General features: G+C 65.4%; 13 protein-coding genes and 1 pseudogene. 8 read left to right on the forward strand and 6 right to left on the reverse strand.

Translation table 11 applies throughout. The annotated features are described in order from the left end of the window. Window positions 1–32: 32 nt before the first annotated feature. Window positions 33–1,127, forward strand: coding sequence for a citrate synthase/methylcitrate synthase (locus J2R76_RS25835; RefSeq protein WP_076824820.1), 1,095 nt, complete (start codon window positions 33–35; stop codon window positions 1,125–1,127). Window positions 1,128–1,326: 199 nt separating this feature from the next. On the opposite strand, the gene J2R76_RS25840 is transcribed toward J2R76_RS25835, so the two are convergent. Beyond that, window positions 1,327–1,965, reverse strand: a complete 639-nt coding sequence (locus tag J2R76_RS25840; RefSeq protein WP_028338207.1) for a J domain-containing protein — start codon at window positions 1,963–1,965, stop codon at window positions 1,327–1,329. 109 nt (window positions 1,966–2,074) lie between these two features. Here J2R76_RS25840 and J2R76_RS25845 point away from each other — a divergent pair, with 109 nt between their 5' ends. Both J2R76_RS25845 and J2R76_RS25850 read left to right on the forward strand, forming a co-directional pair. Further along, window positions 2,075–2,350: a BolA family transcriptional regulator gene (locus J2R76_RS25845; RefSeq protein ID WP_028338206.1), complete on the forward strand. Its 276-nt coding sequence runs from the start codon at window positions 2,075–2,077 to the stop codon at window positions 2,348–2,350. A 118-nt stretch (window positions 2,351–2,468) separates the two neighbouring features. Continuing rightward, window positions 2,469–2,915: a hypothetical protein gene (locus tag J2R76_RS25850; RefSeq protein WP_076824822.1), complete on the forward strand. Its 447-nt coding sequence runs from the start codon at window positions 2,469–2,471 to the stop codon at window positions 2,913–2,915. 149 nt (window positions 2,916–3,064) lie between these two features. Here the strand turns inward: J2R76_RS25850 and J2R76_RS25855 are convergent, their stop codons facing one another. The 3 genes from J2R76_RS25855 to J2R76_RS25865 all read right to left on the reverse strand — a co-directional run bounded on the left by J2R76_RS25855 (window position 3,065) and on the right by J2R76_RS25865 (window position 6,263). Further along, window positions 3,065–4,372 (reverse strand): HlyC/CorC family transporter, encoded by a 1,308-nt coding sequence (locus tag J2R76_RS25855; protein WP_076824825.1) that lies wholly within the window; start codon window positions 4,370–4,372, stop codon window positions 3,065–3,067. 117 nt (window positions 4,373–4,489) lie between these two features. After that, on the reverse strand, window positions 4,490–5,632 hold the full coding sequence (gene aroB / locus J2R76_RS25860) for a 3-dehydroquinate synthase (protein WP_057015544.1): 1,143 nt from the start codon (window positions 5,630–5,632) through the stop codon (window positions 4,490–4,492). A 10-nt stretch (window positions 5,633–5,642) separates the two neighbouring features. After that, entirely contained in the window at window positions 5,643–6,263 is a 621-nt protein-coding gene (locus tag J2R76_RS25865) for a shikimate kinase (RefSeq protein WP_076824827.1), read from the reverse strand. Between the two features lie 145 nt (window positions 6,264–6,408). On the opposite strand from J2R76_RS25865, the gene J2R76_RS25870 reads away from it, so the two are divergent. The 5 genes and pseudogenes from J2R76_RS25870 to J2R76_RS41115 form a co-directional block, all read left to right on the forward strand. Continuing rightward, window positions 6,409–6,555: a hypothetical protein gene (locus tag J2R76_RS25870; RefSeq protein WP_016843561.1), complete on the forward strand. Its 147-nt coding sequence runs from the start codon at window positions 6,409–6,411 to the stop codon at window positions 6,553–6,555. Window positions 6,556–6,571: 16 nt separating this feature from the next. Then, window positions 6,572–7,555, forward strand: coding sequence for a site-specific tyrosine recombinase XerD (gene xerD, locus J2R76_RS25875; protein ID WP_057015546.1), 984 nt, complete (start codon window positions 6,572–6,574; stop codon window positions 7,553–7,555). A gap of 160 nt (window positions 7,556–7,715) precedes the next feature. After that, window positions 7,716–8,744, forward strand: coding sequence for an IS110 family transposase (locus J2R76_RS25880; protein ID WP_057016162.1), 1,029 nt, complete (start codon window positions 7,716–7,718; stop codon window positions 8,742–8,744). A gap of 511 nt (window positions 8,745–9,255) precedes the next feature. After that, window positions 9,256–10,218, forward strand: a complete 963-nt coding sequence (locus J2R76_RS25885) for an acetyl-CoA carboxylase carboxyltransferase subunit alpha (protein ID WP_076824843.1) — start codon at window positions 9,256–9,258, stop codon at window positions 10,216–10,218. 397 nt (window positions 10,219–10,615) lie between these two features. Beyond that, window positions 10,616–10,957, forward strand: a pseudogene (locus J2R76_RS41115) (murein L,D-transpeptidase family protein); the annotation flags it as partial. Between the two features lie 278 nt (window positions 10,958–11,235). On the opposite strand, the gene J2R76_RS41120 reads toward J2R76_RS41115, so the two are convergent. Both J2R76_RS41120 and J2R76_RS25895 read right to left on the reverse strand, forming a co-directional pair. Beyond that, entirely contained in the window at window positions 11,236–11,934 is a 699-nt protein-coding gene (locus J2R76_RS41120; protein ID WP_141343358.1) for a pentapeptide repeat-containing protein, read from the reverse strand. A gap of 422 nt (window positions 11,935–12,356) precedes the next feature. Then, complete coding sequence (locus J2R76_RS25895) at window positions 12,357–12,587, reverse strand: hypothetical protein (RefSeq protein ID WP_028337297.1); 231 nt, start codon at window positions 12,585–12,587, stop codon at window positions 12,357–12,359. Between the last annotated feature and the right edge of the window lie 48 nt (window positions 12,588–12,635).

Consider the following 12,635-nt stretch of genomic DNA (forward strand, 5'->3'; position numbering starts at 1 on the left):
ACCTTGAAGGGGTGAAGCAAGGAGATCAGGCCATGAATATGCACCTCACCAAGAGCCAGATCGGTCTGGACGGCGTTCCTGCCGCCGAGACCGTGTTGAGCCATGTCGACGGCGAGCGCGGCGAATTGATCATCGCCGGCGAGCACGTCGCCGACCTCGCGGGCAAGTCGAGCTTCGAGGGCGTCACGGCGCGGCTGTGGAACGGCGCCACCGGCAAGTCGCTGAGTGAAGCCAATGTCCGCGCCAGCCTCGGCGCCGCCCGCGAACGCGCCTTCGCCCGCCTGCCGGACCTGCTGCCGGCGACGCGCGGCATGTCGATCGTCGACGGCTTCCGGGCCGCGATCGCAGGCCTCCGCGGCGAGAGCGGGCTGGAGCACGAGGCGACCATCGTCGGCGCCTTCCCGGTGATCGCCGGCGCGCTGGTCCAACACGCCAAGGGACACGACCCGATCGCGCCGGACCCGAATGCCGGCCACGCCGCCGACACGCTGCGGATGCTGCTGGGCCGCAAGGTCGAGCCGCGCGAGGTGGCGGCGCTCGACGCCTATCTCGTCACCGTCTGCGACCACGGCATGAATGCGTCGACCTTCACCACGCGGGTGATCGCCTCGACGCAGGCCGACCTGTTCGCGGCGATCACCGGCGGCTATTGCGCGCTGACCGGCCCGCTGCACGGCGGCGCACCTGAGCCGGTGCTCGAAATGCTGGACGCGATCGGGACGCGCGAGCGCATCAAGCCCTGGGTCGACGGCGCGCTGGCGCACGGCGAACGGCTGATGGGGTTCGGTCACCGCGTCTATCGCGTGCGCGACCCGCGCGCCGACGTGCTGAAGATCGCGATCGAGCGCCTCGAGGCCAGTGGCGCCGACCTGCCGTTTGCCGGCGAGGTCGAGGCCTACATCCGCGAGGCGCTGCGGAAAAAGAATCCGGAGCGGCCGCTCGAGACCAATGTCGAGTTCTTCACCGCGATCCTGCTCGACGGGCTGGAAATCCCGCGGCAGGCGTTCACGCCGATCTTTGCCACCGCGCGCGCCGCCGGCTGGACCGCGCACGCCCTGGAGCAGCGGCGCACCGGGCGCCTGATCCGGCCGAGCTCGTCCTATGTCGGGACGGTGCCGAAGGGGTGAGAACTAAGCCGCATCAACGTTTACGATGGCGGAGCCACACACTCCGCCGTCGTCCCGGCGAAGGCCGAGACCCACACGCCGCGGCCCATCGATGGGGCAATCGGGCAGACATCTTGTGCAAACGATAACGGCCGGTGGTTATGGGCCCCAGCTCCGTGCGCAACTGCGCACTAGGCAGGGGCGACGAGGACGAGAGACTTCAGGCCTCGCGCACCACGGTCTTCAGATAATTGTACGCCTTGATGATCTCGATCAGGCGATCCTCGGTGGAGCGGTCGCCGCCATTGGCGTCGGGGTGGTGCTGCTTGACCAGCGCCTTGTACTTCGACTTGACGTCTTCGAGCGTCGCCTCGGCCCCGAGCCCCATCACCTGCAGCGCCTTGCGCTCGGCGTTCATCACCTTGCGGGTCTCGGGCTTGGGCTCCGCGCCACCGGGTCCGGGGCGCCAGCGGCCGCGGCCGTTGAGCTCGGAGAATACGTGGAACGGATCGGAGGCGGCATCGAGACCGCTCTCGCCCTTCTTGCCGTTGTTGGCGCCCATCTTCCAGGTCGGACGGTGGCCGGTCAGCGCGTCCTTCTGGTAGCGCGCGACGTCGTCAGGGTTCATACCCTGGAAGAAATTGTAGGACTGGTTGTATTCACGGACGTGGTCGAGACAGAAGTGCCAATACTCGCGTGAATTCTCGCGGCCTTTCGGGGCGCGATGCGCGCCCTTGTTCTGGCAACCCGCCCACTCGCAGGTCACGGCCTGCTCGCCGGCCTGCGCCTGGCGCTTCGCACTGACCTTGGTCGGCTTGATGCGAATGGAGTCGAAGAATTTTGATGAATCGATCGGCATGTTCTCTTTGACTACGCAATGCACAAATCTTCAAGTCTTGACATTGCGCGGACCTCGTTTCCCGCTTGCACCATTGACGAAAAGCTGTCGCGAACCTAACTCCGCCGCCATGAGCACCAAAGACGCTATCATAAACAAGTTGCGTGAAGCTTTCTTGCCGGAAAGCCTCGACGTCGTCGACGAGTCACATCTGCATGAGGGCCACGCCGGCCACAGGCCAGGCGGGGAGACGCACTTTCGGGTATATATTGTGTCTCCGGCCTTCGAAGGGAAGAGCCGGATCGAACGCCATCGCATGATAAATGCGACGCTGGCGCAGGAACTCGCCGGCTCGGTGCATGCGCTGGCGATCCACGCCCACGGCCCCGGGGAAAAGCCGCGCTAGTTCGCGCTTGCCTCAAGACGAAGCGGTGGTTTTCCTCTATGAGAACAGGATGGACCTGCTCCATAGGTGAGCAGGTGAAACTACGGATTGCACCGCCACGCATGATATGGGGCCATTGATGATCCGTTGCTGGCCACGTTTCCGGTCGATCGTCACCGCCGGCCTGCTCCTGATCTGCGCGATGCGCCCGGCCTCCGCGCTGGACATGCCGAGCCCGTTCGTCCAGGAGGTGCTGATCAAGAGCATCCTGGTGTCGCTCAACGATGCGGTGGCCGCGAACAATTTCACCGTGTTCCACGCCAAGATCTCAAAGCCGTTCCGCGACCAGTTTCCACCCGACAAGCTCAAGACCATCTTCAAGGATCTGGTCGACAAGCATGCGGTGTTCGACGCCGTGGTTGCCAAGCCGATCGTTCTCGACGAGGACGCCAGGATCGACGACAAGGGCGTGCTGCGACTGAAGGGACATTTCGACACCACGCCCAAGCAGGTGAAGTATCAGCTCGGCTTCATCCCCTCCGACGGCGCCTGGAAGCTGTCGGGTATCTCGATCGATATCGAGTAGCACTGGGGCAGTCGCCAAACCGTCATCCTGAGGTGCGAGCGGAGCGAGCCTCGAAGGATGCACGGCCCGGCTGGTGGCCGTCGACCCTTCGAGACGCGCGCGATGCGCGCTCCTCAGGGTGACGGTACCGGCAGCCTAGCCAACTCGAACTAGAACGCCGTCCCCGCCCGCTTCGGCTTCTTCTCCTCCAGCTCGGTCTCGCGCGGGACGGCGACGATGCGCAGCGCGGTGATGCGGTTGCGCTCGCGGCGGAGCACGCGGAAGCGGAAGCCGTGGAAGGTGAAGCTCTGGCCGCGCTCCGGGATCGAGCGCGCCTCGTGGATCACGAGGCCGGCGACGGTGGTCGCCTCCTCGTCCGGCAGGCGCCAGTCCATCGCGCGGTTGAGATCGCGGATCGGCACCGAGCCGTCGACCACGACCGAGCCGTCCGGCTGCGCCCGCACGCCGGCAACGACGACGTCATGCTCGTCGGAGATGTCGCCGACGATCTCCTCCAGAATGTCCTCCAGCGTCACCATGCCTTCGACCTCGCCATACTCGTCGACCACGAGGGCGAAGTGGGTCTTGCGGCGACGGAACGCCTTCAGCTGTTCGGAGACCGGACGCATCTCCGGCACGAACCAGGGCGGCAGCGCGATCGCGGAGGCATCGATCGCCGACATGTCACCCTCGTTGGCGCGCATCGCGCGCAGCAGGTCCTTGGCGTGGAGCACGCCGACGATGTTCTCCGGCTTCTCCCGCCACAGCGGGATGCGGGTGTATTCGCTCGCCAGCACCTCGCGCACCAGTTCCTCGGGCGGCAGGTCGGCGTTGACCATCGTCATCTCGGTGCGATGGACCATGACGTCGGAGACCTGCAGCTCGCTGAGATCCAGCAAGCCGCCGAGCATGTCGCGATCCTGCTTCTCGACCTTGCCCTCGTGATGCAACAGATCGACCGCACCGCGCAGACGTTCGGTCGGCGACAGCACCGCCTGATGCGCCCCGACCTTGATGCCGAGCAGCTTCATCAGCGCCAGCACGATGGTCTCGATGATGGTGAGCAGCGGCCCCAGCACGAAGATCGTCAGCCGCATCGGCCGCGCGACCAAAAGCGAGATGCGGTCGGGCGCGTTGATCGCGATGGTCTTGGGCAGCACCTCTGCAAACACCACGACCATCACGGTCATGACAGCGGTGGCATAGAGCACGCCGACGTCGCCAAACCAGGCGGTGAACACGCCGGTCGCCAGCGCCGAGGCGCCGATATTGGCGATGTTGTTGCCGAGCAGCAGCGCGCCGATCATGCGCTCGCGCATGTTGACCAGCTTGGAGACCACACCGGCATCGGTGTTGCCCTGCTTCGACAGCCGCAGCATGCTGGCGCGCGAGGCGCCGGTCAGCGCCGTCTCACTCGCCGCGAAAAACGCCGAGATGAACAGGCAGAGCAGCACGATCGAGAAGGTGAACCATCCCACTGAACTGATCCGTGGCTAGAGCATGATCCGGAAAAGTGTGTAGCGGTTTTCCGAAAGGATCATGCTCAAATCAAAAAGATAGAGCGGGATGACGATCCGAAGGAGAGGCATCCCGGTCTAGGCCTTCAGCTTGGCTTGCAGGAAGTCGCGCACCGGCTGCGGCTCGACATTGTTGGCGATCACGGCGCGGCCGACGGCCTCCAGCAGGATGAAGGTGAGCTTGCCGCGCTTGACCTTCTTGTCCTGCGCCATCAGCGCCAGCAGCGCGTCGGCGTCGGCAAGGCCTTCCTGCGCGAAGCCTGCGATATCCTGCAGGCGCGTCGGCAATCCGACCGCGGACAGATGACGCGCGATGCGCCCCGCATCGTCGGACGAAATCATGCCGAGTTGCGCCGAGAATTCCGCCGCCAGCACCATGCCGACCGCGACGCCCTCGCCGTGGAACAGCCGGTCGGAGAAGCCGGTTGCGGCTTCCAGCGCATGGCCGAAGGTATGGCCGAGATTGAGCAGCGCCCGCTCGCCGGTCTCTCGCTCGTCGCGCGAGACGACGCCCGCCTTGGCGCGGCAGGAGGTTGCGATCGCGTGCTCGCGCCCGGCGCCGCCGGCGAAGATGTCGGTGTGGTTCTTCTCGAGCCAGGCGAAGAAGGCTTCGTCGCCGAGGATGCCGTATTTCGCGACCTCGGCGTAGCCGGCGCGGAACTGGCGCGGCGACAGCGTGTCGAGCACCGAGGTGTCGGCGATGACCAGCACCGGCTGGTGGAATGCGCCGATCAGGTTCTTGCCCTGCGGCGAGTTGATGCCGGTCTTGCCGCCGACGGAGGAATCGACCTGCGCCAGCAGCGAGGTCGGCACCTGCACGAAATCGACGCCGCGGCGCAGGATCGCGGCCGCGAAGCCGGCGAGATCGCCGACCACGCCGCCGCCGAGCGCGATCACGAGGTCATTGCGCTCGATCTTCGCCGCGATCAGCGCCTCGCTGACCTCGGTCAGCGTGGCATAGCTCTTCGAGCCCTCGCCCTCCTCGACGACGATCCGCGACGTCGGCACCCCCGCGGCGGCGAGCGACGCCTCGGTCGGCTCCAGCCAGTGCTTGGCGACGGTGCGGTCGGTGACGATGGCGGTACGCACGCCGGGCCGCAGCGCCGCGACACGCTCGCCGAGTGACTGCAGCACGTCGCGGCCGATCACGATGTCATAGGCGCGGTCGCCGAGCGCGACGTCGACGGTAACTGAGGCGGAATGTTTCAAGGGCGCAGTCATGAGGTCGCGTTCAATCCATCACAGGTGGTTGCTCGTCGGCCGGACGCGCACCGCACAGATGCGCATGCAGGGCCTCGAGGCATTCGTCGACGATGCGGTCGTGCGGCACGTCGCGCGAGGCAATCGTCAAATCGGCGGTGCCGTAGACCGGCTCGCGCTCGCTGAGCAGGCGGTTGACGGTCGCTTCGGGGTCAGGGGTGTGCAACAGCGGACGATCGGCGCGGCGGCGCACCCGGCGCATGATGATATCACTGTCGGCCTTGAGCCAGATCGAGATCGCGCGGTCGCGGATCCGGTTGCGGGTCTCCTCGCGCATGAAGGCGCCGCCGCCGGTCGCCAGCACGACCGGGCCATTGCCGAGGATGCGGGCGATCACCCGCGCCTCACCGTCGCGGAAATACGGCTCGCCCTTGCTCTCGAAGATCTCCGGGATAGTCATGTCCGCCGCCGCCTCGATCTCGGTGTCGGCATCGGTGAACGGCAGCTTGAGTCGCGCCGCCACCCTCCGGCCGATGGTCGACTTGCCGGCCCCCATCATGCCGACCAGCACGATCGACCTCGTCCCCAGCGCGGCCGCGATGTCGGCCTCCAGGGTCGGGTGGGTAGGCGCCGGTACGGCTGCGTCGGACATCAAAAAGCTCGGATATTGGGACGAATTGTTCAGAATTCGAGCCACCTATACTACCCCCGGCGACACCCTTACCAGCGACTCTTGCAACCGCGCGGGGAACATGTTGGATGATTTCATTGGTTAATTCGCCGCCCGAGTCGCCTCCATGCCCAGCCTGTTCCGCTTCCTGACGGTCGTCGCCGTGATTTTCGGGATCGGCTACGGCATCGTCTTCGCGCTGGCTAATTTCGTGCACCCGAAACCGCGGGAAATGACGGTGACCATCCCACCGGATAAGTTCCTCAAGAAATAGACGCTATGATTCCGGCATGCCCGCTGCTGCCAAAAATCCCGCCAAGACCCTCGCCAAGTCCTCCGACGCCAGACTGACCGCGTTGTTCCTCGACATGCTCGCCGCGGAACAGGGCGCCGGCGCCAACACGCTCGACGCCTACCGGCGCGACCTCACCGATTTCTCCGACTACCTCGCCCATGCCGGCGCCGATTTCACCAGCGCCGACACCGAGACGCTGCGTGGCTACCTCGCCGACCTCGATGTCAGAGGCTTCAAGTCGACCAGCGTGGCGCGGCGGCTGTCGGCGATGCGGCATCTCTACCGTTTCCTGCTCAATGAGCGGGTCCGCACCGACGATCCGGCCGCGATCCTGTCCGGCCCGAAGCGCGGCCGCGGCCTGCCCAAGGTGCTGTCGATCGCCGACGTCGACCGCATGCTGACCCGCGCCAAGGAACTGACCCAGACCGACGTCTCGCCGGCGCAGCGGCTGCGCGCGCTGCGGCTGTATTGCCTGCTCGAGGTGCTCTACGCCACCGGCCTGCGCGTCTCCGAGCTGGTGTCGCTGCCGGTCTCGGCGGCGCGGCGCGACGCGCGGATGATCGTGGTGCGCGGCAAGGGCAACAAGGAGCGGCTGGTGCCGCTGAACGACGCCTCGCGCCAGGCGATGGCGGACTATCTCGCCGCGCTGGAAGTGATGCAGCCGAAGGCGAAGAAGGCCGCGCCGGCGAAATGGCTGTTTCCGTCCTCCGGCGAGAGCGGCCATCTGACCCGGCAGCATTTCGCCCGCGATCTGAAGGAGCTCGCGAGCGCCTCCGGCCTTGCGCCGCGGCTGGTCTCCCCGCACGTGCTGCGTCATGCGTTTGCCAGCCATCTGCTGCACAATGGCGCGGACCTGCGCATCGTGCAGACCCTGCTCGGCCACACCGACATCTCGACCACCCAGATCTACACCCATGTGGTCGAGGAGCGGCTGAAGAGCCTGGTCCGCGACCTGCACCCGTTGGCGGAGAAGTCCTAGGGATCCGTAGATGGGGTAACGGGCCGGCCGCCCGCTCGCTACGGCGCAATTTGGAAGCGCGCTCGCGAGCGGCCTGTTGGTTGGAAGGCGGTCGTCCCTCAAACTGATGGTGTTCAACGGAGTCGGGCAAGCCCGCTCCAAGCATCATTAAGGGACGACCATGTACCACTATGCAGGAATTGACGTGTCTTTGGAATGCTCGAGCGTTTGCCTTGTCGATGGGACAGGCAAGATTTTGCGCGAGACGAAGGTTGCGAGCGAGCCGGCGGCGCTGATCGCCTGGTTCCGGTCGCTGGGTCTGGTACTGGAACGGATCGGGCTGGAGGCAGGCCCCTTGTCGCAATGGCTGTATGCGGGTCTGCGAGACGCAGGGCTTGCGGTCGAGCTGCTGGAAACGCGGCACGTTCGCGAAGCCTTCAAGTCGATGCCGGTGAAGACGGACCGCAACGATGCCCGCCGGATCGCGCAGTTGATGCGGCTCGGCTGGTTCCGGCCGGTGCACTGCAAGTCGGTCGCGGCGCAGGAGACCCGCGCCATCCTGACGGCGCGCAAGCTGCTGCAATCCAAGCTTCGCGATGTCGAGAACAGCCTGCGCGGCATACTTCGCGGTTTTGGCCTGAAGGTCGGTGCGACCACCGAGCGCACGTTCGCCGGACGCATCCGCGAGCTCGTGACCGGCCATCCCGGACTGGAGTTGGTCGCGGCGGCGCTGCTCCAAGCCCATGCGGTGCTGCTGCGGGAGTTCAAGAGCCTGGACAAGCACACCCAGAAGCTCGCCAGGACGCATCCATCCGCCAAGCTCCTGATGACAACGCCGTCCGTTGGTCCGATCGTGGCGCTCACCTATGCCGCGGCGATCGACGACCCGAAGCGCTTCCGCTCCTCGAAGGCCACGGGAGCCCACTTTGGGCTCACCCCGAAGAAGTACCAGTCCGGTGAGACCGACTACACCGGCCGCATCAGCAAGATCGGGGATGCCTCCGTGCGCGAGGCACTCTACCAGGCAGCTCACGTCATGCTGACCAAGCCGGTCAAGAATTGCTCGGCATTGAAGAGCTGGGCGATGCGGATCGCCCGGCGCGCAGGCATGCGCAAGGCCAAGGTAGCGCTGGCTCGCAAGCTCGCCGTGATCCTGCATCGCATGCTCGCCGACACCAAACCGTTCAACCCGATGACCAAGGCCATCTAGCCAGGAGCAGCAATCGGTTCCGGGCGGGCCACGACACCAGGCTCTCCCCGAGCGAAGTCCCTCCGCTGGGACGATGGATCCGGTCAGGCCGCCATCCGGGAAGTGGCTCACGACCACGCAATCCGTAGATTGGCCGGCCGGCTCCTCAATGCACCCCATCAGGCGACGGCCTTCGCGCCGATCCCGTACAGAAGCAAGTGCCCGGCGAGTGGATGACGCGAAAAGGGATTGACTAACCAAGGCCCGTTACAGAAGCCCGGATGAAGCGCAAGCGAAATCCGGGAATGGAATATCGGTCGATATAGCTCCCCGGATTGCGCTTCGCTCCATCCGGGCTACGAGCAATCCGCCTTGACTTCCGCTTCGTCTCCGCAGAAAGAGCGTCACCTGCTTGCGATCCCGAAGCGTGCATTCCACCCGGATGCGCGTTAACCGTTTGAAGTTACAAAGCTTCTCTTTCCGACGCCGAAACCGCTTCGCCCCTCGCACCGTTCCTCCCTATATTGAGTTGATGCCCGACCCGATGCGCAGCTATCTCGACTTCGAAAAACCCGTCGCCGAGCTTGAATCCAAGATCGACGAGTTGCGTGCGCTTGCCGCGAGCGGCAGCGACATCGGCGACGAGGTCGCGCGGATCGAGGACAAGGCGGCGCAGGCGCTCACCGAGCTCTATTCCAATCTGACGCCGTGGCAGAAGACGCTGGTGGCGCGGCATCCGCAGCGGCCGCACTTCACCGATTTCATCGGCGGCCTGATCACCGAATTCACCCCGATGGCCGGCGACCGCAAATTCGCCGACGACGAGGCCCTGGTCGGCGGCTTCGGCCGCTTCCGCGGCGAGAGCATCTGCGTGGTCGGCCAGGAGAAGGGCGCCACCACCGAGAGCCGCATCAAGCACAATTTCGGCATGGCGCGGCCCGAAGGCTACCGCAAGGCGGTGCGGCTGATGGAGATGGCCGACCGGTTCGGCATTCCGGTGCTGTCGATCGTTGATTCCGCCGGCGCCTATCCCGGCATCGGCGCCGAGGAACGCGGCCAGGCCGAGGCGATCGCCCGCTCGACCGACGCCTGCCTGTCGCTCGGCGTGCCCAATGTCGCGATCGTCACCGGCGAAGGCATGTCCGGCGGCGCCATCGCCATCACTACCGCCAACCGCGTCCTGATGATGGAGCACGCGATCTACAGCGTGATCTCGCCGGAGGCGGCATCCTCGATCCTGTGGCGCGACGGCACCAAGGCGCAGGAAGCCGCCAACAGCATGAAGATCACCGCCCAGGACATGCTGCGCTTCGGGGTGATCGACCAGATCCTGAAGGAGCCCTCGGGCGGCGCTCATCGCGACCCGGGCGCGATGATCGCGACCACCGGCGATGCCGTCGCCCAGGCGCTCAACGACCTACGAAATCTTGATCCGGACGCGATTCGCAAACAGCGGCGCCAGAAATTCCTCGATATCGGCCGCAAGCTCGGCTGAGGCGCCCAAACCGCCCGATTTTTCGTCCAAATCGACCAATTTTGCCGTAATTGGGCCCCGAGCCGGGTCTTTAACATTCCTTGAACCATGCCTGCTACCGTGAGGGCTGTCCGCCCCGGTTCAGGTTGCGAGCAGGGGTCGTCGAAGGCTAATATTTTACACAATGGCTTCAGGGCATATTCGCCGTGTTGGGGTCGCGAAAATCGCCCGGTGGGTGTGGAGCTCGGACTTGACTCATCGCACGCTCGTACGCGCGCTTCTGACCTCGGCGGTCCTCGCCGCAGGCGTCATGCTCGCCGGTTGTGACAGCGACCAGATCTCGCTCGCGCAGAACGCCAAGGCCAACCAGCCGGTCCCGCCAAAGCTCGTCGCTGCCATGACCGAAAAGGACATGGACATGCAGTCGCCGATCCTGGTGCGGCTGTTCAAGCAGGAGGCCGAGCTCGAGGTCTGGAAGCAGAACCGCTCCGGCCAGTTCGCGCTGCTCAAGACCTATCCAATCTGCCGCTGGTCGGGCGACCTCGGTCCGAAGGTCCGCGAAGGCGACCGCCAGGCGCCCGAAGGGTTCTACTCGATCAACCCGAGCCAGATGAACCCGCAGTCGGCCTATTACCTGTCGTTCAACACCGGCTATCCCAACGCCTTCGACAAGGCGCTCGGCCGCACCGGCTCGCAGCTGATGGTGCACGGCGATTGCTCTTCGCGCGGCTGCTACGCGATGACCGACGAGCAGATCGCAGAGATTTACTCGCTCGGCCGCGAATCCTTCTTCGGCGGCCAGAAGGCGTTCCAGCTGCAGGCCTACCCGTTCCGGATGACGCCGGTGAACATGGCCAAGCACCGCAACAATCCGAACATGCCGTTCTGGAAGATGATCAAGGAAGGCTACGATCATTTCGAGGTGACGAAGCAGGAGCCGAAGGTCGACTTCTGCGAGAAGAAGTATGTGTTCGACGCGGTGAAGGCGCCGGGCGCGACACGCGATCCGGTGTTCGACGCCTCCGCGAAGTGCCCGGCCTATGTGATCCCCGAGGAGATCGCGAGCGCCGTGCACGAGAAGGAGCAGAAGGACGCCGCCGAGACCGCCAAGCTGGTATCCAAGGGCACGCCCGTTGCGCGCCTCAACACCGGCATCGACGGCGGCATGAACGCGATCTTCGCCTCGAAGATTCCGGAAGGAAACACCGGCCTCTCCGAAGGCGGCGACAGCCAGGCGCTGGCCTCGATGTCGCTGGCGCGCGCGCCCGGCACGATCCCCGGTACGGTCAATCCGCCGAAGCCCAATCTCGCGGTCCAGCAGGAAGAGCCGGTCGTGGCGACAACGTCGTCCACCGCATCGTCGGCCAGCACCCGCGTCGCCTCGGCGAACGCGTCCGACAAATCCGCCTCTGACAAATCCGCCTCTGACAAATCCACCTCTGACAAATCCGAAGGCTTCTTCTCCAGTTTTGCCCGCAAGGTCGGGATCGGCGGCACCGCCGACGCCAGCAAGACGACCGCGCCGGCTCCGGCCGCTGCCGCACCAGCCAAGCCGAAGGTCGCCGAGGCCAAGCCGCAATCGGTGGTTCGCGTCGCCCCCAAGGCTGAGCCGAAGCAGGCCGCCAAGCCCGCGCCGAAGCCGGCAGTGACCACGGCCGCAGCCGCCGCACCGGCCCCGTCGTCGTCGACCCAACTCGCCGGCTCCGCGCCTGTGGTGCAGACCAACTCGTTCGACACCCGCTTCTCGGCGGTGAAGTAGGCGGGGCGCGTCTGCGCGAAGACAGCTCGCTGCCGCTTGTCGCAATGCTGCTGTAGCGCAAACTATTTCCAGCCGTCGTCCCTGCGAAAGCAGGGACCCATAACCACCGAACTTGATCGTGAATGGGATCGTTGGCCCCAGCGTCGCGCAACAACTCTCATTTGGGGTAATGGGTCCTGGCTTTCGCCAGGACGACATTGAGTGTGTGGCGCGGTCTGTGAGTCACACCACAACGTTCTCGCGACATGATTTGTCCGAGCTTTGCTCTTCGTTCCGCTCTCTCCGTTGGCAGAGCGCGCAGGGAGGCCGGGCGCCGATCGCACTCAAGGCGCCGCACCGCCAGCTCGCGGCTTCAAACGCCACGCTCCGTCACGTCGCATGCGCGTTGGCAGGCGACGGGTTACATTCCGTGGCTTTCGAAAACCTTCTTGCAGCTTCGGCTCAGGCTGGCCCGCTTCATCTGAAGACAGTTCTGCACGGCACCGTCATTGCCGAGGTCCTTCCGGCAGAAGCGCTGTGCATCGCGCGTGCACGCGCTCTGTTCCGATGGCGTACCGGAATGCTGCGCCAACGCGGCACCGCTGCTCATCACGGCAGCAGCAACAAGAGCTGCAATCGAAATATAGCGCATTGTGACTTCCTCCCGCGGCCTAACGGGCAGCGGGGGCCCATCGTTCCT

Source organism: Bradyrhizobium sp. USDA 4532, from assembly GCF_024171315.1.
Taxonomy (GTDB): domain Bacteria; phylum Pseudomonadota; class Alphaproteobacteria; order Rhizobiales; family Xanthobacteraceae; genus Bradyrhizobium; species Bradyrhizobium australafricanum.

Bases quoted from the DNA above. Each gene is read 5' to 3' on its own strand.
- J2R76_RS25835 (WP_076824820.1), top strand. From the start codon at position 33: ATGAATATGCACCTCACCAAGAGCCAGATCGGTCTGGACGGCGTTCCT.
- J2R76_RS25840 (WP_028338207.1), bottom strand. From the start codon at position 1,965: ATGCCGATCGATTCATCAAAATTCTTCGACTCCATTCGCATCAAGCCG.
- J2R76_RS25845 (WP_028338206.1), top strand. From the start codon at position 2,075: ATGAGCACCAAAGACGCTATCATAAACAAGTTGCGTGAAGCTTTCTTG.
- J2R76_RS25850 (WP_076824822.1), top strand. From the start codon at position 2,469: ATGATCCGTTGCTGGCCACGTTTCCGGTCGATCGTCACCGCCGGCCTG.
- aroB (WP_057015544.1), bottom strand. From the start codon at position 5,632: ATGACTGCGCCCTTGAAACATTCCGCCTCAGTTACCGTCGACGTCGCG.
- J2R76_RS25865 (WP_076824827.1), bottom strand. From the start codon at position 6,263: ATGTCCGACGCAGCCGTACCGGCGCCTACCCACCCGACCCTGGAGGCC.
- J2R76_RS25870 (WP_016843561.1), top strand. From the start codon at position 6,409: ATGCCCAGCCTGTTCCGCTTCCTGACGGTCGTCGCCGTGATTTTCGGG.
- xerD (WP_057015546.1), top strand. From the start codon at position 6,572: ATGCCCGCTGCTGCCAAAAATCCCGCCAAGACCCTCGCCAAGTCCTCC.
- J2R76_RS25880 (WP_057016162.1), top strand. From the start codon at position 7,716: ATGTACCACTATGCAGGAATTGACGTGTCTTTGGAATGCTCGAGCGTT.
- J2R76_RS25885 (WP_076824843.1), top strand. From the start codon at position 9,256: ATGCCCGACCCGATGCGCAGCTATCTCGACTTCGAAAAACCCGTCGCC.
- J2R76_RS25895 (WP_028337297.1), bottom strand. From the start codon at position 12,587: ATGCGCTATATTTCGATTGCAGCTCTTGTTGCTGCTGCCGTGATGAGC.